The organism is Nostoc sp. DedQUE04, assembly GCF_034530995.1.
Lineage (GTDB): Bacteria > Cyanobacteriota > Cyanobacteriia > Cyanobacteriales > Nostocaceae > Nostoc.
Genome location: NZ_JAVRCA010000060.1, coordinates 31,957 through 50,062 on the forward strand (window position 1 = coordinate 31,957; position 18,106 = coordinate 50,062).

The window sequence follows — 18,106 nt, forward strand, 5'->3', positions numbered from 1 at the left end:
CATGAATTGGGAATTAGTTAAAGCTTGTACCGTGGCGATCGCTACTCCAGAAGGTTGCATCCAAGGCACGGGCTTTTTTATCTCACCCAATGGACATTTACTCACCTGCGCTCATGTACTTGAATTGGCAGGGGGTTGGGAAGAAGTGCGAATCAATGGGCAAGGGGTTGAGTTGGTTTATTTAGGCGATCGCACTCTCACCACAAAACAGGCGATCGACGTGTTATCCCAATACATCGGTGTGTTATGCCAATACATCGACGTGTTATGCCAATGCATCGACGTGTTATGCCAATACATCGGCGTGTTATGCCAATACATCGACGTGTTATGCCAATACATCGACGTGTTATGCCAATGCATCGACGTGTTATGCCAATGCATCGACGTGTTATGCCAATACATCGACGTGTTACGTTAATGCATCAGAGCGATCGCTCATTGCCCAGAAGTGAGATTATTTAAGAGTTGCTGAAATTCTGTTGTAGAAAAAATTGCGATCGAACTCTCATCAAAAAATAGGCGATCGCTCATTCTCCAGAGGTGAGACTATCTAAAACTTGTTGAAATTCTGCTGTGGTAGGAATTGCGATCGCACTTTTATGAAGCATTTTTAGCACAGATGGTTCTTCTATCCCATTGATAACTTCGATAATAGAGCTTGGCACTTCTCCAAAGCGCGTTTCTAGAACTGTAATGATGCTTTCTCTAGCAGTTTCGACAATTCCTTCTTCTTTTGCTAGCCTTTCAATACTAGTTACGTACCGCATTCTATCTGCCTCCTCGTAACTTCTTACTTCTGTTTTAAAATTAAGTGCCAACTCTTTTGGCAAAACCATTATCCAGTTGATAAACCGAAATAGTTCCCGAATATCTTCCCGGCTATATCCCCGTTCATACAGCCGTCTGACTAGGCTTAGTTTCCACTGTAGCCGATTTTGTGGGTTTCCTTGCGTTGCCTTGGTCTTGAGATGCGCCATCACAATTGACTATCGTAATCAGTAAGTTGCTCGGTCATGAACTAAAACAAAAAGTACCTCTGTGCCATTGGTAAAACTGTTGCAGGTTCGCAAATCAGCAATTCACCATCTGCCCTAACTTGATATGTTTCTGGATCAACTTCAATGTGGGGTAGTGCATCATTCAGCTTCATATCTCGCTTACTCAATTGGCGTGTCCCAGAAATTGCAACTGCTGCCTTTTGTAAACCTAACTGGCTGGGAATTTCTTTCTCTAAAGCTGCTTGGGAAACAAAAGTTAACGATGTGGCATGACGCGCCCCTGCAAAACTACCAAACATCGATCGCATATAAACTGGTTGCGGTGTGGGAATACTGGCGTTAGCATCGCCCATTTGCGACCATGCAATCATCCCGCCTTTAATCACTATCTCTGGTTTCACGCCAAAAAACGCGGGACGCCACAAACACAAATCTGCTAATTTTCCCTCTTCCACTGAACCCACATATTCAGCAATTCCGTGAGCGATCGCAGGATTTATAGTATATTTAGCAACATATCTTTTTGCCCGAAAATTGTCTGCCTTTTGCTCAGTTCCTTGTGCGTTAAGACTTCCTCGTTGCACCTTCATTTTGTGAGATGTCTGCCAGGTGCGAATTATCACTTCGCCAACTCTTCCCATTGCCTGGGAGTCGGAAGAAATCATGCTAAATGCGCCTAAGTCGTGCAAAATGTCTTCGGCGGCAATAGTTTCTCGACGGATGCGAGATTCGGCAAAAGCGACATCTTCAGCGATCGCTGGGTCAAGATGATGGCATACCATCAACATATCCAGGTGTTCGTCTAAGGTGTTGACGGTGTAAGGACGTGTGGGATTGGTAGAAGATGGCAGAACGTTAGCTTGGCTGCAAACTTTGATGATATCTGGTGCGTGTCCTCCGCCTGCGCCTTCGGTGTGGTAGGTGTGGATGGTGCGATTCTTGAAAGCGGCGATCGTATCTTCAACAAATCCGGCTTCGTTCAGGGTATCAGTATGAATCGCTACTTGCACATCATATTCATCAGCAACACTAAGGCAAGTGTCAATTGCTGCGGGTGTAGTTCCCCAGTCTTCATGAAGTTTTAACCCCATTGCACCGGCGGCTACTTGTTCTACAAGTCCTTGGGGTTGACTGGCGTTACCTTTACCCAAAAATCCTAAGTTGACAGGAAAAGCATCAGCAGCTTGCAACATTCGGTAAATATTCCAAGGGCCGGGGGTGCAGGTAGTGGCATTTGTACCTGTGGCGGGGCCAGTACCGCCACCGATCATGGTGGTAATCCCGGAAGCAATCGCCACTTCAATTTGTTGAGGACAAATGAAATGAATATGGGCATCAATACCGCCAGCAGTGAGAATCATTCCTTCACCTGCTAAGGCTTCAGTTCCAGGGCCGATAATAATATCTACATTATTTTGAATATAAGGATTTCCGGCTTTACCAATTTTGAAAATCTTGCCATCTTTAATGCCGATATCTGCTTTGACAATACCCCACCAATCGAGAATTAAGGCATTGGTAATTACTAAATCAACAGCACCATCGGCGTTAGAAATGGGGGATTGTCCCATTCCGTCTCTGATAACTTTTCCGCCGCCAAATTTCACTTCATCGCCGTAGGTGGTGAAATCTTGTTCAACTTCTATAAATAATTCTGTATCTGCAAGTCGGATGCGATCGCCTATTGTTGGGCCGTAGGTTTCGGCGTAGGCGCGGCGATCCATTCTGTAAGGCATATAAAATCCTTTTTTTTAACGCAAAGGGACGCGGAGGGAAGCGCAGAGGTACGCGGAGGTTTTTAGAGGTTTCCGTTAATTTTGGCGTTGAAGCCGTAGACTTGGCGAGTACCGACGAGGGGGACTAGAGTTATTTCTTTTTCGTCGCCTGGTTCAAAGCGAACTGCGGTTCCAGCGGGGATATCGAGGCGCATTCCTCTGGCTTGTTCTCTGTCAAAGTTTAAGGCGGTGTTAACTTCATAAAAGTGATAGTGGGAACCGATTTGTATGGGGCGATCGCCTGTATTTGACACTAGCAATTTTATAGTTGGACGACCAACATTCAGTTCAATTTCACCTTCTGGTGTAATGATTTCTCCAGGAATCATAATAAATTAAAAACTAAAAAATTAACGAATTGGACTATGTACTGTCACTAACTTTGTACCATCAGTAAAAGTTGCTTCAACTTGCACATCATGCACCATTTCCGGTATCCCTTCCATGACATCATCTCGCGTTAAGAGAGTTGTACCATAACTCATCAATTCAGCTACAGTTTGCCCATCTCTTGCACCTTCTAAAATGGCAGCAGAAATATAAGCAACTGCTTCTGGATAATTCAGTTTTAAACCCCTTACTTTACGTCTTTCTGCTAATAAAGCAGCAGTAAAAATTAATAACTTATCTTTTTCCTGCGGCGTAAGTTGCATTCTTGCCTCTTCCTTCGCGTCCTTCGCGCCTTCGTGGTTCGTTCAAAGCTGCCACACTCTTGGTATACAATTACCACGATTTAAAAAAGAAACTCGCAGCAACTGCCAAACATTAATAAACCAGTTTCTAACCTCAGATGTAGAAGCACCGCGATATCGACACAATAATCCATGTTGTAACCGACTAACACCCGCTTCTCCTTTCCCATCCCATAAATTTCGCGTTTTTTCGACAATTTCTCCTGAAACTGAACCACCAACCCAAACTAGACTACCTACTATTGGTTTTCCAGCCAACCCGTGGGGACTGTGAAAAGTTTCTTCGCTACCCTGTAACCATTGCCGATCGATCCACAAGGGAACATCTCGCTGCCAAATTTCCGTGTGCGATCGCCATTCCCCTTGCAAGAATTTTTCTCCTCTAGCACTGCGACCAAATCGGGTAATTTCCCAGCCTAACCAACTGCCCCCGGTTGCTAATTCTACCCGTAAATCTTGCCGATAAATCGCGTCGTTAAATAAAATTGTCTCTTGCGGCAACCACTCCAAACAAGCACCAGCATCAACTTGCATCTCGATGTTTTGTCTAGCTTGTAAGCCATTACTGCGGTATATCTTGCTTGCAGCAGCTGTAGTAATTAAAGCTTGGGTGTGGGGTTGGAGGTGGATGTCAGAGGATAAGCGATCGCCTCCCACCATTCCCCCAGCCGTGTGTAAAATGACACTATGACAAATTTCCCCTTCTGGGTAAAATGGACGTTGTACCTTCAGGGGCGCTTGTTGGTGACTGTAAATTAATTGGGTTTTACCCTGGCGATCGGCATAGACTAAATTAAGTTTGCCATGCCAACCTTCTGCTACTTGCGGATTGCAGGTCATTTATAAATTCAAGATTAAAGTTCAGATATCTTATATTTATTTAATGCATTCTCTGCTACTTTACTTGCAATTTATCATTGTTTTTCGCCCAGGTGTACGCTAGTGCGATAGACCATATAGATAAAACCACTTTCATCACGAAAGCGCTGATATAATTCTTGAAAATTATCAATAAGCTGTTCGTATGCCAAACCTTCACGCGGCAAATAAGAAACACTCATTGCTCGTCCAATAAGTCCAGTTAAATCTAACTGTTGTCTATAAGTAAAATTATATTCACGGATGTTAATAAAATGGGGAGTTACTAACAGTGGCTCTACCGACTGCATTCGAGATTCTGCTGGGTGATTATTAGATACTTCGCGGACTATTCGGCTATATTCTGTAGTTAAGGTATCTTCTTTATCGCGGTTATTCCACACGACAGCCAAGCGTGCTGATGGTTTTAAAATGCGGTGAAATTCCAATAAAGTTGGTTCGGGATTGAACCAGTGGAAAGCTTGAAAACAAGTAACTAAATCAACTGAATTATCAGATAGTTGGGTAAATTCTGCTGTTCCATCACGAAACTCTATTAAAGGATGTGGTTTAGCAGCTTCTCGCATCGCCGCGTTTGGTTCTATGGCTATGACATTAACTCCCCGTTCAGCTAACAGTCTTGAAGCAATTCCTGTACCTGCACCAATATCTGCTGCTACGAGTTGTGAATTTTCACCTAATCCTTCCAAGATAATATCAATTGCATCTGCGGGGTAGCTAGGTCGATATTTTACATAATCCTCTGCTCTTTCAGAAAATCGATTGAGTGGGTTTAAGGTATGTAAGGGGGTTGTTTCAGGATTAATTTGACTCATAAGTTTTTATGTAAAAGTAAAAATAAACCTTGTTAGTTAGGCGTATTTTCAGGGAAGCATAGAACTGTAGTTCATGAAATGCGTCAATCTACCAGAAATTATGACAGCTAAAGTGATAAGCATTTGTAACCTCAAGGGTGGAGTTGGCAAAACTACCATCGTCATGGCATTAGCGGAATATTTAGCCGGCGATACCATATACAAAAAGCGTGTACTTGCTATTGACCTTGATCCTCAAAGTAATTTGACTAGTGCTTTAATGTCTGAAGAGGTTTGGGAAAAGGAATTTAACAATAGAGGATTGACATTGCCTTTCTTATTTAAAAACCCTGAATATTTTTTAGACAGTGCAAAACATGAAAAGTTTATAGCTAAAGATAATATTTCAAATGTTAGAAATAAAAATTCTTTTGCCCACTTACATCTGATACCTAGCAGCCCAAGGCTATTTGAAATCCAGGAAGATTTACCATCAGGCTATTATTCTTTAAACTTAAAACCTGTTGAGCTTCTTCGTACAATACTAAAACCATTATTGAATAATTATGACTACATTTTAATAGACTGTGCCCCAAATATTAACACAATAGTTAAAAGTGCGTTTCTAGCTAGTAATGCTTGTATAATCCCCTGTGTTCCGAACCGAATGTCAATTCACGGGTTAGAAATACTACTTGACCATATTGAAAAGTTTAACAGAGATTTTGAACACAGCCTAAAACCAGTAGGAACTCTAATTTCACGTTATAACGGAACTTTAGCCCAAACTGAGAATTTAAATTTTATTATCGGGCATCCTTTTTTTCCTGCCGTTTTTCAAACAAAAATTCCAGAAAGAGCAAAAATTGCCGAAAGTTTAGATTTGAGTATTGAATTAACATATAAACAAAAATATGGTGGCGATGCTCACGAATCGATGCTGAACTTAGCTAAAGAATTTATTCACAGAGTAGGTAGATAATGGAAGCATCACAAATTGCAGATTTATTAAGAGCGATCGCAGAAGTAGTAGAATCCGATCCCAAACTTGCCAAGGCTGTAGAAAAATGTTTAACGAACAGTTTAAACGCTCAAAAAAGTAAAAAATTGTCCGAAGCAACACCAAAGCAATCAGACGCTAGTAAAACTCTTGAAAATGGCGATCTTATCCTAACTGAATGTAGGCAAATTTTACGCGAACAGGGTGAAGAACAACTGAGGTTTTACTTAACTGAGCTAGGAGAACAGGTTAGAGAATTATTGAAACACGGTCAACTTGACCCGAAACGCTCTATGCGCCGCCGGAAAGATTTGAATAGTATTATTGAGGATATTATTCAAAAATTGCAAGCTCAAGATAAAAGCGGAAAACTACTTGCAGCTTCAATCTCTAAAATGTGATGCAGCTTTATTAATTTCTCTATTGCTGTTCTAGCCAAGCTATCAAATCAGCAATTTCCGAAAAATCAAGCAGTTCCTCTCCCAAATTCTCTAACTGTTCGGCAGATAAATTCCGAACCTGCTCAACTAATGATCCATCAATATCACCAAAACGCCGCTTAAGTAAACGACTAATCAATTTAAACGCTTCCTTTTGAACGATATCTTGATAAATTACAGACTCTTTCATAATATCCTCCCGTAAAAATTGCCGAACCAAATCCTTGTCAAACCGCAAACCTGCCAGAATTTCTACACAACCCGCGATATTTTGTCGCTCTTCCCTATCTGGAATTGTAGCGACTTGTTCAGCCACTTGTGCCAGTAAAGTTTGCGGCGAGTCAGTTCGCGTCAAACTTGCTAAAGGTAACAGCGCCGGATTAACTAAAAATAGTGTTGAATCTTGCTCCCAAAGACGAACAACCTGATATTGGTGAATCGTCGTGTTGTCCCGATATTCTTCAGTAAAAGCCATTTCATTAGTAGTTTCTTGCAAAAAGATTAGTACTTGCACTACAGGACAACGGTATTGCCGCTTCAACCTCACAGAATAATCGAGCATTCGGAAATTAAGTGCCGGATTAGATTTCGCCAAAGTTTGAAATTCAATGTGCAAAATTTGGTTAGCCGCTTGCAAAAATGTCACAGAATCCGCACGAATTGGTTCAAGCGTGAGTTCCGTTTTTAAGACTTCAATTTGTTGCACCTCTACTCCAAGCAGCCAACGGATAAATTCGGCTGGGTACTGTTCAGCTAAATATTTACAAGCGTTGTCGTAACTCACTCTGTTCCTCTTCTTTTGACACAAAAAAAACAGCCACCTCCATAAAGGAAGCAGCTGTTTTACAAATTATGTAACTACGTATTAGTAATCGAAGTCGCCGCCACCAGCGCCAGCACCAGCAGGAGCGCTATCTTTAGGCTCAGGCTTGTCAACTATAATACATTCGGTTGTCAACACCATACCAGCAATCGAAGCAGCGTTTTGCAGAGCAGAACGAGTCACCTTAGCAGGGTCAACAATACCAGCCGCTAACAAATCAACAAACTCGTTGGTTGCAGCGTTGTAGCCAATGTTGAAGTCTTTCTCTTTGACGCGTTCAGCAATAACAGCACCATTCTGACCGGCGTTTTCAGCAATCCGCTTCAGAGGTGCGGGTAAGGCGCGAACCACAATCAAAGCACCAATCAACTCTTCATCCTTAAGGTTGCTCTTTGCCCACTCTTCCAAGTCGGGAGCCAGGTGAGCTAGAGTTGTACCACCACCAGGAACGATACCTTCTTCCACAGCAGCTTTGGTGGCGTTAATAGCGTCTTCTAGGCGCAGTTTCTTGTCTTTCATTTCGGTTTCGGTTGCTGCACCTACTTTCACTACAGCAACACCACCAGAGAGTTTAGCAAGACGCTCTTGTAATTTCTCTTTGTCGTAAGAAGATTCGGTTTCATCGATTTGACGACGAATCTGTTCGACACGAGCCTTAACAGCAGCTTCGTTACCTTCGGCAACAATTGTAGTGCTGTCCTTGGTGATAGTGATCCGGCGAGCTTTACCCAAGCTATCCAGCTTGGTGTTATCTAGCTTCAAACCAGCATCTTCGGTAACTAGTTGACCACCAGTTAAAACGGCAATGTCTTCTAATAGTGCTTTGCGGCGATCGCCAAAGCCAGGAGCCTTAACAGCAGCCACATTGAGTACACCGCGCAAACGGTTTACTACTAAGGTTGCCAAAGCTTCTTTTTCAATATCTTCGGCGATAATCACCAAAGGACGACCAGCACGAGCTACTTGCTCTAACACTGGTACAAGGTCTTGCACCAAAGCGATTTTCTTATCAGTCAACAGTAGGAAAGGTTCATCAAAAACCGCTTCCATCCGTTCAGCATCGGTAGCGAAATAAGGAGAGATGTAGCCTTTATCAAAGCGCATCCCTTCAGTGATTTCCAACTCGGTGAACATAGATTTCCCTTCTTCTAGGGAAATTACGCCTTCTTTGCCCACCTTGTCCATTGCTTGGGCAATCATCTGACCAACTTCTTCGTCATTACCAGCCGAGATCGCACCAACTTGGGCAATGGCTTTGGAATCTTCCACTGGACGGGCGTGTTCAGCAATTTTTTCTACCAGGAAGCTGGCAGCTTTGTCAATACCGCGCTTCAGTGAAATCGCGTTAGCACCAGCTGCAACGTTCCGCAAGCCTTCTTTGACGATCGCATGAGCTAATACGGTAGCGGTGGTAGTACCATCGCCCGCAGCATCATTGGTCTTAGAAGCAGCTTGACGAATCAGAGCTACACCAGTGTTTTCAATGTGGTCTTCTAATTCGATTTCTTTGGCGATCGTTACACCGTCATTGACGATTTGCGGTGCGCCAAACTTCTTTTCTAGGACTACGTTACGACCTTTGGGGCCAAGGGTAACAGCTACAGCCTCAGCCAGGATGTCAATGCCTCGTTCCAAGGCGCGACGGGCGTTTTCGTTGTAGATAATGCGCTTTGCCATAATTTATTGTTAGTTGTCCTTTGTCATTTGTCATTTGTCTTTTGTTCTACCCTTCGGGAAGCCGCCCGGAGGGCATCTACGTCATTTGTCATTTGTCATTTGTCCTTTGTCATTGGCTAATGACTAATGACCAATGACCACTAGATAACAACTGCTAAAATATCTTTTTCAGAAAGCAGTACATATTCTTCAGTGCCGAGCTTGATGTCAGTGCCAGCGTACTTAGAGTACAGCACCTTATCACCGACTTTAATTTCCAATTCCTGACGGTTTCCATCGTCATTACGCTTGCCAGGGCCAAGAGCCACTACTTCCCCTACTTGGGGCTTTTCCTTGGCGGTATCGGGCAAATACAGACCACCTGCGGTCTTCTCCTCAGAGGCGCTCACTTTTACGAAAACGCGATCGCCTAAAGGTTTAACTGTAGAAACGCTTAGAGATAAAGCTGCCATAATTATTTTCTCCAGAGTTTAGCACTCTCAACTCCTGAGTGCTAATTTATCGAAAAGTGGCGTCCAATGGCAAGAATGCCTTGAGTACGGGTTCCCGAACTAGAAGGTCATAGATGTACTTAAGTATAAATGCTTAATTATTTATACCTTGCGGGTTTTGTTCTGTAAGTTACGAAGAGAGTAGGGAATGGGGAATAGGGAAGAATTTTCATAACTCTTAATTCTCCACTCAACTTTATTTGCAAAGCTTGCAAATTGTTATAGAACTGTAATCAGGGAGCCGCTCGATGAGTAACAATACAGTGATAGCGATCCAGTCCAACCATCAAATTCCTAAAAAACTCAATCTTTAGAACATAAGACCCTGAGTAATTGTGTAGAAAGTTTAGGACTTGCAAAAATTCAGCGAGACATTTTTATTTGCGCTGACCAGGCAATTGCTGCTCAAAACGAGCTAGTCTGGAATTCTGGGATTACTTAAAAAAGCGACTTAAAGATTTAAAACTCGATGAGCCGTACTAAAGTCATTCTATTTGCGTCTATAAAACTAAAGCCAACTGCTTGCGTGTTTCTGGTTCTAGATCCATAATGGTGATTTACCCTGATGGTGTCTGGTATCGCCAAGCAAACCCGGAAGTTACTCTGCGGATCGTCCGAGAACACTGAATAGGTAATAAGGTGGTAGAAGAATATGCGTTTTCAATCCATCTTTTGCCTGAAACTTCCCTAGTTTCTTGTGAACACCTCATAGAGGCTTAACAACGAAAGGATATGGTATAGCAGTAGGCTTTAAGAAAGTGCGGGTTGGTTTTGAGGTAGGGTCATCTTTAAGCCAATACTTACTTGTCAGTCCGAAAGATTATTATTTAATCAGTGTTTTTTACCCCGCCCCTTTCAAAGCGATATATAATAGCGCATTATAGATACTACTGCTATACGTATCCTTGCTGGACTTTTGCTATCGAGCTACTAGTCTATTGAAAGTGCTCGGCATTTTTGAGACTTCGAGACAGCAAAGGCAAGTTAAGTAGGAAAAAGGACAACATCTCGAATAACCCACCATAGAGGATAAATATTCAAGACTTTGATGGACCGAAGCGCGACAAGTGCCACTGCTATGAAAGAGCCCAGCATGAAAGATCACAAACGACTTCTATTGATTGATGATGACCCTAACCTCATCTTGCTGGTGAAGGATTACTTAGAATTCCGGGGATATGAAGTCATCACCGCTGAAAATGGACGTGAAGCTCTGGAAATTTTAGAGCAAGATGTTCCAGACATGATCATCTGCGATGTGATGATGCCGGAAATGGACGGATATACTTTTGTGGAACAAGTCCGGCAAAACGAACGCACCAGCTGGATTCCGGTTCTTTTCCTTTCAGCTAAGGGACAAAGTGCAGACCGAGTTAAAGGTCTGAACAAAGGTGCTGATGTTTATATGGTCAAGCCCTTTGAACCAGAAGAACTCGTAGCGCAAGTTGAGTCCTCGCTGAAACAAACTATCCGTTGGAAAGAACACCAAGCAAAAGGAGGCGAAAACGGTTCCCGTATCCAGGTTCCCTTCGATGTGCAATTAACCCCAACCGAACTGAAAGTAGTTCAGTTTGTTGCTAGGGGTTTAGCTAACCGTGAAATTGCTGAAGAACTCAATGTTAGTCAGCGAACGGTTGAAAGCCATGTGTCCAATATGTTGGGCAAAACCAATCTCCACAATCGCACTGAACTAGCGCGGTGGGCGATTGAAAATCAAATGGCCTAAACAAAGTTAAGAGTTAAAAGTTAGGAGTTATGAATTTTTTAATTCCTAACTCCTAACTCCTAACTAATATTTACCAACCATCTTCTTCAGGGCTGGATTGGTGCAAAACTTCTAAATCCAGTTCATCCAGGTAAGTCAAGGCACTTTCAATCTGGGAAACAGTGCCCCGTAGTTCCAGATCAAAGCAGCTATATTGTGGCACGTTTGCGCTTATCTCGGCAGTAGCAATAATTACTGTGATCCCATAGTGAGAAACCAGTCGTGAAATGACTGGTTCCTCATGCAAGTCTTTAGGAATACGAACCTGGATGCGAGTTTGGGTGCGTCTATTATTTAAAATATCAGTATTAGATTTTACTTGTTTATTTGGAATTGCCATTCTAGCTTCCTATTCGACTTCTGGGATGAGGGTTTGGCTTTGCACTACTTCTTTTAAGACTAGCGTTACTCATCCTATGCACGCAAATGGTAGCAAATGATTCATAATTCATCATTAAGATGCGATGAGATGAATTATGGATTCCTATAAAAAAGTGCGATCGCATTTAAGTGGATTATAAACTTATTAACTTATAAGTTAACTTTGTTGAAAAATGAATAAACACTTTGGAGAATAATTCTTCGGTGAAATCTTAATTCAAGTGTTGCTTTTATGATTCACAGGTAATGCTATTGGAATTTCGATCGTAAATTCCGTTCCATGAGCAAGTTCAGACTTTAGCTGGATATTTCCCTGATGTTTCTCAATAATTTGATGGCTAATTGCTAAACCTAGTCCCGTTCCTTTGTTGATGGGTTTAGTTGTAAAAAAAGGATCGAATATCTTGCTTTTAATTTCAGAATCTATTCCATTACCGTTATCTCTAAATGTAATTATGACTGTTTCTAATTGAGTTACTTCAGTTTGAATTACAATTTGCTTTTGGATCTGATTATCTAGCTCTAGTAAAGCATCAATGCCATTACTAAGGATATTCATGAATACTTGGTTTAATTGTGCTGGATAACATTGAACTGGTGGGAGATTTCCATACTTTTTAATAATCTCAATTTTTGGTTGTAGTCGATGATTTAAAAGTAATAAAGTACTTTCAATTCCTTCATGAATATTAACAGCTTTTTTATCTGACTGATCGAGTCGAGAAAAGTTTTTTAGGGACAGCACGATGTCACGAATTCGATCGGTTCCTATCCTCATGGATGAAAGAATTTTTGGTAAATCATCGCTGATGAAATCAATATTAAAGTCACCAAATTTTTCTTCAAACAAAGAATAGGAATCTGGATGTTCTTGTTGATATAGTTGGATTAAATTTAAAAGACAGTTTACATGGTTATTAAGATGATTAAAATTACCGTGAATAAAATTAACAGGATTATTAATTTCGTGCGCTAAACCTGCAACCATCCGACCTAAGCTAGACATTTTCTCTGTCTGAATCAATTGAACTTGGGTAGTTTGTAATTCTCGTAAAGTATTTTCTAACTGTTGTGCTTGAAGTTGGGCAGTAGCAGTTGCAGTAGTGAGTGCTTTGAGGTTATTGTAAGCTTTGGAATGATAACGAATGCGGGCAATTAACTCAACTGGATCTGGTAATTTGATTAAGTAGTCATTAGCGCCTTCGGTAAAAGCTTCTGCTTTGAGCTTTGCTTCTTCTTTACTGGATAACATAACGATTGGTACATCACGAGTTACTGGATGAGAGCGAAACCAACGCAGTAACATTAATCCATCGATATCTGGCATGACCATATCCAAAAATATCACCGTTGGTTCTATGGCGATCGCATCTTGAATAGCCTGAGCCGGATTGCTTGTATAGTGAAGGGATATATCTGTTTCTGTCGCAACCATCCGACGGAAGGCTTCGCTGATAATTATCTGATCGTCAATTAGCAAAAGCCTGACTGTGGATATTTTGGCATCCAGAATAAATGGCGCGGCTTGTGGAGCTTGTGGTTGACTCCAGTTTGGTGGTGATAATCTTGCTGTCTTTGGAGATATTTCTAAGAGTGCTGTTTCTTGCAGGTTCATTTAGCACCTATAAATAGGTATTTGTTTTTAATACTACAAACTAGTCAGTAAAATATACTAATATGTAATTGTCGTGATTATATCTCAGTAATTAAAAGTATTAGTGTTTTGCAATACTTCGTAAAGGTGTTTTAAGTATTTGCTTTCATACACAGTTTTGATACAAAAGTATTATAAAATACTTTTAAGTTAAGTGTTATTTCGTAAATTTGATGCAGGCTGATGCGATCGCCTCAACTGGCAAAACCTCTACCGCAGCTTTTAATTCCACTGCTACTTTCGGCATACCATAAACAACGCAAGTTTTGCGGTCTTGAGCAATAGTATGCCAACCTGCTTCGCGCAATTGTTTTAAGCCTTGAGCGCCATCTCCTCCCATCCCCGTCAGCAAGGCCCCAACCCCTTTTCCAGTCCAATTTTTAGCCACACTCTTGAAGAAAACATCAATTGATGGACGATAGAAAAAATATAGTGGTTCTTTGTCATAGCTAAAGGTGAGGTCGGGACGCATTATTAAATGAAGATTTGTGCCAGCAAGCAGAACTTTACCAGGCTGTGGTGTAGAACCTGCGATCGCTAGTTGCATAGGTAGAGGAATTTGCTCATTCAACCAGGCGGCAAAACCTTGGACAAATTGGGCATCCATATGTTGAACAATAACCACAGCTGCCGGAAAGTCTTGGGGAAATTGAGAGAGAATAGTTTTCAATGCCTGGGGGCCACCAGTGGAAGCCCCAATAACGATTAGAGGTGGAAGTGATTTTGAGTGATGGACAGGGGGCGATCGCCGATGTGAAGATTTGCCAATTAAGCGGGCGATCGTGGCAATTTTATTTAGTAACCCATCATCGCCTAAGATTGGCGTATTGATGGCATCCAAGGCTCCATAGCCCATTGCTTCAAAAACCTTGGCTGCATAGCGATTAACGCTAGCTGTTACCATCACAATCGCGCAGGGAGATTGCCTCATGATATGCCGAGTAGCTTCTACTCCATCCATACTGGGCATCAGCACATCCATCAAAATCAAGTCGGGAGTATCAGCCGCACACTTGCTCACAGCTTCCGCACCATCGTAGGCAACCCACGCCAGCTTGTAACCTGGTATTTTTACCACAGCTCGCCGCAGTACCTCTACAGCCATTAACATATCGTTAGCGATCGCAATTCTCACAAATTATGACATTTCTCCAAAATAACGCGACAAATACAACAGATAAAAACCCAGATTAAATCTAGGATCAGCCCTTTCAAGGTGGTGAAATTTAAAACGAAAATTGGTAATTTCAATATTCAAAAAGCCCAAAATCTCGGCGGAGGATTCAAAATGGTAGGACTGAAACAATGTATCTTTGTTCGTCACCTTGAAAGGACTAGTCCTATATAATTTAAATGCCTTTGCCATATAGTCAAAACTCCAGTTTATAAAGCATAAGGAGTAACCAATGAAGCACTTTACCCTGTTTACTTTTCTGTATCTAGCAGCGGGAGCTTGCCTAACAGCGATCTTCTTTGGAAATTCTGACATCACTCCAAACGTTAAAACAATTCTGCTAATTAATGCTGGACTGTTATACCTTACCTCTGTCCTAAGTACTTTTCCATTTTGGCGTAATCGCGTACTACAAAGCGAAGCGAGACTGCGCGATAAACCTGCTTGGGATCGGAATATTGTGATGATTCTACCAATATTCATCATTGTATTGATGCTTGTTATAACCATCCCCGACCTGGTGAATCACAACTGGACAACTCCGGTAATCGCCAGAGCATCTGTAGGGCTACTAGTCATCCTACTTAATGCAGAACAACTTTTTATCAGAAACCAAATTCGGCAAGAATCCTGATTACTAGACAGACAGTACAAGGAGATGGATGAGATTTTCTTGTCAATGCGTAAGTCCTAGATTCAGCCCTTTCAAGGTGGTGAAATTTGAAACGAGAATTGCTAATTTCAACATTCAAAAAGCCCAAAATCTGAGCGGAGGATTTAAAATGGCAGCACTGAAACAACGTATCTTCGTTTGTCACCTTGAAAGTGCTAGTCCTAAAATCTTACTTTCTTAATTACGAATTACGAATTATTATCAAGCCTCTCCAATTAAATCAATCACCGCCTTTAACAGAGTGTCATCATGAAAGCTGCTCTTAGTTAAGTAGTAGTCTGCACCTGCTTCTAACCCTTGCAGTCGGTCTTCTTCCCGGTCTTTGTAAGAAACTATAATCACAGGTATTTGCTTCAACTTGGCATGAGTTTTTATCTGGCTGGTGAGTTCAAAGCCGTTCATCCGGGGCATATCAATATCTGTCACCACCAAGTCATAATCGCCGCTACGGATTGCATTCCAACCATCAATACCATTAACCGCCACTTCCGCTTTGTACCCATTGTTTTCTAAAAGTTTGCGCTCCATTTCGCGCACAGTGATCGAATCATCCACCACTAACACTCGCTTGTAAGTTTTGGTAACTGCCTGATGAGCAGACTGATTTACCTGAGAAAGTTGTCCGCTGGAAAACACCTTGGCAATGGAACGTACCAAATCTTCAACATCGACAATCAACACTGGCGAACCATCATCCATCAGGGCGGCGGCGCTAATGTTGGGGACTTTACCAAGGCGGGGATCTAGGGGGCGGACAACCAAATTGCATTCACCGAGAAACCGATCTACAACTAATCCGTAACGATTGAGACGATCGCTAATTACAATAACTGACAGCGATTCCATATTCACCGCAGGCGAGGCTAACTCTAAAACTTGACTTGCTAAAATCAACTCCACAGGTTGATTATTTATGACGAAAAATGGGCGATTTTCCGATACAGCAATCTTAGACTTCGATAATATCAACACCTCTTCAATGCGTGTCAGTCCAAAAGCATAGGGTTCGCCAGCAATTTCTACTAATAGGGTGCGAATCACAGATAGGGTTAGCGGTAACTGCAAGTGAAAGGTCATACCCCTTCCCAACACAGAAACCGCCCGCAGCGTGCCGCCAACTTCCCGCACTGTGCTATGGGCGATATCCAGCCCCACACCTCTACCGGAAATTTCAGTTACAGTCTGGGTTGTGGAGAAACCAGGTAAAAACAGGAACTCCATCAACTCAACTTCGGTAAGTTGGGCTGCCATTTCCGGGTTTGTCAGTTGTTTGCTGATGACTGCTTGGCGCAAAAACTCGATATCGATTCCCCGCCCATCATCTGCAACGGTGATAAACAGCATTCCGGCGCGATGGGTAACTTCAATCCGAATAATTCCTTCTTCTGGCTTTCCTGCTGCTAGACGTTCCTGGGGCAATTCAATGCCATGATCGATCGCATTCCGCAGGATATGAGTCAACGGAGCTTCTAGACGTTCGAGAATATCTCGATCTACCAAAGTAGACTTACCAACGATTTCCAGTTTCACCCGTTTACTCAATTGTCTAGCTAAGTCGCGCACCATCCGCGGAAATCCCTGTCCCCCATCTGCAAAGGAACACATTCGAGTCGCAATAACTTCTTGATATAAACGATGGGCAAGGTTAGCAGAACGCTGAGAAAATTGTTCTAGTTCGTTTTGGCGATCGCTCATCATCTGGTAACATTCGTTAGCTTTTTGATGAGTTGCACTCAAGGTTTCCTTAATTTGCCGATCCAGATGATACTTGCCCAATAACTCCTGCAACTTCTCCAGTAAGTTGGACAATTCCCCCTGATTGCTTCTCAGTTTCAGCAAAGAGTTCGCAAATGGTTCTAATAAATTCGCCTCAACTAAAGACTCTCCTGCTAAACCCATTAAGCGATTCAAATTTTCAGTACTCATTCGCACCGCCCGATTTTGGGTGATGCCCAGTTCTTCTAATGGGGATGGGGAAATAAGGATTGTCTGTTGGTTGTCTTCTAACTGCGCTGTTGTTACTAGGGGATGAATTTCTGTAGAGGTTGCCTCTGGAGTTAGGATATTAGCGATCGCCCTCACCAATGATTGAATGCCGATATTTTCTAACATCTGCAAATTTGGGTTAGCTGTAAACGTTTCAGCTATACGCAGGAGCATATCTACCCCTTGCAGCAATACATCAATGCGATCGGCAGTTAAGGTAACTTTTCCCTCTTGAGCCGCCACAAAGCAGTCTTCCATAACGTGAGCAAGGTTGACAGCCGGATCGATTTGGACAATTCGCGCAGCGCCTTTGATGCAATGGGCTGCCCGCATTAAAGCTGCGAGTTCTTCTTGGGGATCGGGCTTCGTCTCCAGTGCCAACAGGCGATCGTTCAATACCACAACTTGGGCTTTTACTTCCATGTTGAATAAATCAAGCAAGGAAAGATTGCTGACATCAAATTCTTCTAACATTACTACACCTTCCTAGAACACCGATTTATTAATCCTGGAAGAACCTCTCCCCCAACCCCAATACTGCTCGCTTTGTCCATTTTTAACTCGGAATTGGGTTTGGGGAAAAGGTTAAAGGGTAAAGGTTAAAGGTTTTTTCTTTCCCCTTTCCCCCGCCCCTTATCCCCTTCTTGGAACCCCACCTTCCCCTTTTCCCCAAAACCCGACAAGTATTGCCCCCAACCCCCTCTCCTACGAGGCTACGGTGTACACACAAGTCTCTCGATCTGTACCTTTGTTGCATCGCCTTGCACGTTTGTTGTATCGACTCGCACCTTTGTTGCATCGCCCTGCACGTTTGTTGTATCGATTCGCACCTTTGTTGCATTGCTCTGCACGTTTGTTGTATCGACTCGCACCTTTGTTGCATCGCCCTGCACGTTTGTTG

Annotated in this window: 19 protein-coding genes; 6 read left to right on the forward strand and 13 right to left on the reverse strand. The window is 42.4% G+C overall.

Annotated elements, in window-relative coordinates:
- Position 1 precedes the first annotated feature (1 nt).
- Entirely contained in the window at positions 2 to 421 is a 420-nt protein-coding gene (locus RM049_RS30250) for a hypothetical protein (RefSeq protein WP_322706794.1), read from the forward strand.
- A 109-nt stretch (positions 422 to 530) separates the two neighbouring features.
- On the opposite strand, the gene RM049_RS30255 is transcribed toward RM049_RS30250, so the two are convergent.
- The 6 genes from RM049_RS30255 to RM049_RS30280 all read right to left on the reverse strand — a co-directional run bounded on the left by RM049_RS30255 (position 531) and on the right by RM049_RS30280 (position 5,162).
- Entirely contained in the window at positions 531 to 980 is a 450-nt protein-coding gene (locus tag RM049_RS30255) for a hypothetical protein (RefSeq protein ID WP_322706795.1), read from the reverse strand.
- A gap of 41 nt (positions 981 to 1,021) precedes the next feature.
- Positions 1,022 to 2,737 (reverse strand): urease subunit alpha, encoded by a 1,716-nt coding sequence (gene ureC / locus RM049_RS30260; protein WP_322706796.1) that lies wholly within the window; start codon positions 2,735 to 2,737, stop codon positions 1,022 to 1,024.
- A gap of 62 nt (positions 2,738 to 2,799) precedes the next feature.
- A complete protein-coding gene (locus RM049_RS30265) occupies positions 2,800 to 3,105 on the reverse strand; it encodes an urease subunit beta (protein ID WP_322706797.1) in 306 nt (101 codons plus the stop codon).
- Between the two features lie 21 nt (positions 3,106 to 3,126).
- Complete coding sequence (ureA, locus tag RM049_RS30270; RefSeq protein WP_322706798.1) at positions 3,127 to 3,429, reverse strand: urease subunit gamma; 303 nt, start codon at positions 3,427 to 3,429, stop codon at positions 3,127 to 3,129.
- Between the two features lie 42 nt (positions 3,430 to 3,471).
- Positions 3,472 to 4,308 (reverse strand): urease accessory protein UreD, encoded by an 837-nt coding sequence (locus tag RM049_RS30275; protein ID WP_322706799.1) that lies wholly within the window; start codon positions 4,306 to 4,308, stop codon positions 3,472 to 3,474.
- A gap of 74 nt (positions 4,309 to 4,382) precedes the next feature.
- The gene (locus RM049_RS30280) at positions 4,383 to 5,162 is read right to left on the reverse strand and encodes a class I SAM-dependent methyltransferase (RefSeq protein WP_322706800.1); all 780 of its coding nucleotides are present in this window, start codon (positions 5,160 to 5,162) and stop codon (positions 4,383 to 4,385) included.
- Between the two features lie 100 nt (positions 5,163 to 5,262).
- Here RM049_RS30280 and RM049_RS30285 point away from each other — a divergent pair, with 100 nt between their 5' ends.
- Entirely contained in the window at positions 5,263 to 6,123 is an 861-nt protein-coding gene (locus tag RM049_RS30285) for a ParA family protein (RefSeq protein WP_322687660.1), read from the forward strand.
- A complete protein-coding gene (locus RM049_RS30290; RefSeq protein ID WP_322706801.1) occupies positions 6,123 to 6,542 on the forward strand; it encodes a hypothetical protein in 420 nt (139 codons plus the stop codon). Before RM049_RS30285 ends, RM049_RS30290 begins: the two co-directional genes overlap by 1 nt.
- A 19-nt stretch (positions 6,543 to 6,561) precedes the next feature.
- Here RM049_RS30290 and RM049_RS30295 read toward each other — a convergent pair whose 3' ends face one another.
- The 3 genes from RM049_RS30295 to groES form a co-directional block, all read right to left on the reverse strand.
- Entirely contained in the window at positions 6,562 to 7,365 is an 804-nt protein-coding gene (locus tag RM049_RS30295; protein ID WP_322706802.1) for a DUF4351 domain-containing protein, read from the reverse strand.
- Between the two features lie 81 nt (positions 7,366 to 7,446).
- Complete coding sequence (groL, locus tag RM049_RS30300; protein WP_322686727.1) at positions 7,447 to 9,081, reverse strand: chaperonin GroEL; 1,635 nt, start codon at positions 9,079 to 9,081, stop codon at positions 7,447 to 7,449.
- Positions 9,082 to 9,221: 140 nt separating this feature from the next.
- A complete protein-coding gene (groES, locus tag RM049_RS30305) occupies positions 9,222 to 9,533 on the reverse strand; it encodes a co-chaperone GroES (RefSeq protein ID WP_094348596.1) in 312 nt (103 codons plus the stop codon).
- A gap of 1,087 nt (positions 9,534 to 10,620) precedes the next feature.
- Here groES and RM049_RS30310 point away from each other — a divergent pair.
- Complete coding sequence (locus RM049_RS30310) at positions 10,621 to 11,298, forward strand: response regulator transcription factor (protein WP_012407592.1); 678 nt, start codon at positions 10,621 to 10,623, stop codon at positions 11,296 to 11,298.
- Positions 11,299 to 11,368: 70 nt separating this feature from the next.
- On the opposite strand, the gene RM049_RS30315 is transcribed toward RM049_RS30310, so the two are convergent.
- The 3 genes from RM049_RS30315 to RM049_RS30325 all read right to left on the reverse strand — a co-directional run bounded on the left by RM049_RS30315 (position 11,369) and on the right by RM049_RS30325 (position 14,507).
- Positions 11,369 to 11,677: an NIL domain-containing protein gene (locus tag RM049_RS30315; RefSeq protein WP_322706803.1), complete on the reverse strand. Its 309-nt coding sequence runs from the start codon at positions 11,675 to 11,677 to the stop codon at positions 11,369 to 11,371.
- A 258-nt stretch (positions 11,678 to 11,935) separates the two neighbouring features.
- Positions 11,936 to 13,333, reverse strand: coding sequence for an ATP-binding protein (locus RM049_RS30320; protein ID WP_322706804.1), 1,398 nt, complete (start codon positions 13,331 to 13,333; stop codon positions 11,936 to 11,938).
- Positions 13,334 to 13,529: 196 nt separating this feature from the next.
- Entirely contained in the window at positions 13,530 to 14,507 is a 978-nt protein-coding gene (locus RM049_RS30325; protein ID WP_322706805.1) for a chemotaxis response regulator protein-glutamate methylesterase, read from the reverse strand.
- 271 nt (positions 14,508 to 14,778) lie between these two features.
- On the opposite strand from RM049_RS30325, the gene RM049_RS30330 reads away from it, so the two are divergent.
- Positions 14,779 to 15,180 carry a hypothetical protein gene (locus RM049_RS30330; protein WP_322687665.1) on the forward strand — a complete coding sequence of 134 codons (402 nt, stop codon included), beginning with the start codon at positions 14,779 to 14,781 and terminating at the stop codon, positions 15,178 to 15,180.
- 240 nt (positions 15,181 to 15,420) lie between these two features.
- On the opposite strand, the gene RM049_RS30335 is transcribed toward RM049_RS30330, so the two are convergent.
- Positions 15,421 to 17,679, reverse strand: a complete 2,259-nt coding sequence (locus RM049_RS30335; RefSeq protein ID WP_322706806.1) for a hybrid sensor histidine kinase/response regulator — start codon at positions 17,677 to 17,679, stop codon at positions 15,421 to 15,423.
- A 244-nt stretch (positions 17,680 to 17,923) separates the two neighbouring features.
- Between RM049_RS30335 and RM049_RS30340 the strand changes: the two genes are divergently transcribed.
- Positions 17,924 to 18,106 (forward strand): hypothetical protein (locus RM049_RS30340; RefSeq protein WP_322706807.1); only part of this gene is annotated, 183 nt, incomplete at its 3' end.

Coding starts and splice junctions, on each gene's coding strand:
- groL (WP_322686727.1), bottom strand. CDS start 9,081: ATGGCAAAGCGCATTATCTACAACGAAAACGCCCGTCGCGCCTTGGAA.
- RM049_RS30250 (WP_322706794.1), top strand. CDS start 2: ATGAATTGGGAATTAGTTAAAGCTTGTACCGTGGCGATCGCTACTCCA.
- RM049_RS30320 (WP_322706804.1), bottom strand. CDS start 13,333: ATGAACCTGCAAGAAACAGCACTCTTAGAAATATCTCCAAAGACAGCA.
- groES (WP_094348596.1), bottom strand. CDS start 9,533: ATGGCAGCTTTATCTCTAAGCGTTTCTACAGTTAAACCTTTAGGCGAT.
- ureA (WP_322706798.1), bottom strand. CDS start 3,429: ATGCAACTTACGCCGCAGGAAAAAGATAAGTTATTAATTTTTACTGCT.
- RM049_RS30275 (WP_322706799.1), bottom strand. CDS start 4,308: ATGACCTGCAATCCGCAAGTAGCAGAAGGTTGGCATGGCAAACTTAAT.
- RM049_RS30330 (WP_322687665.1), top strand. CDS start 14,779: ATGAAGCACTTTACCCTGTTTACTTTTCTGTATCTAGCAGCGGGAGCT.
- RM049_RS30290 (WP_322706801.1), top strand. CDS start 6,123: ATGGAAGCATCACAAATTGCAGATTTATTAAGAGCGATCGCAGAAGTA.
- RM049_RS30255 (WP_322706795.1), bottom strand. CDS start 980: ATGGCGCATCTCAAGACCAAGGCAACGCAAGGAAACCCACAAAATCGG.
- RM049_RS30265 (WP_322706797.1), bottom strand. CDS start 3,105: ATGATTCCTGGAGAAATCATTACACCAGAAGGTGAAATTGAACTGAAT.
- RM049_RS30315 (WP_322706803.1), bottom strand. CDS start 11,677: ATGGCAATTCCAAATAAACAAGTAAAATCTAATACTGATATTTTAAAT.
- ureC (WP_322706796.1), bottom strand. CDS start 2,737: ATGCCTTACAGAATGGATCGCCGCGCCTACGCCGAAACCTACGGCCCA.
- RM049_RS30310 (WP_012407592.1), top strand. CDS start 10,621: ATGGACCGAAGCGCGACAAGTGCCACTGCTATGAAAGAGCCCAGCATG.
- RM049_RS30285 (WP_322687660.1), top strand. CDS start 5,263: ATGACAGCTAAAGTGATAAGCATTTGTAACCTCAAGGGTGGAGTTGGC.
- RM049_RS30335 (WP_322706806.1), bottom strand. CDS start 17,679: ATGTTAGAAGAATTTGATGTCAGCAATCTTTCCTTGCTTGATTTATTC.
- RM049_RS30280 (WP_322706800.1), bottom strand. CDS start 5,162: ATGAGTCAAATTAATCCTGAAACAACCCCCTTACATACCTTAAACCCA.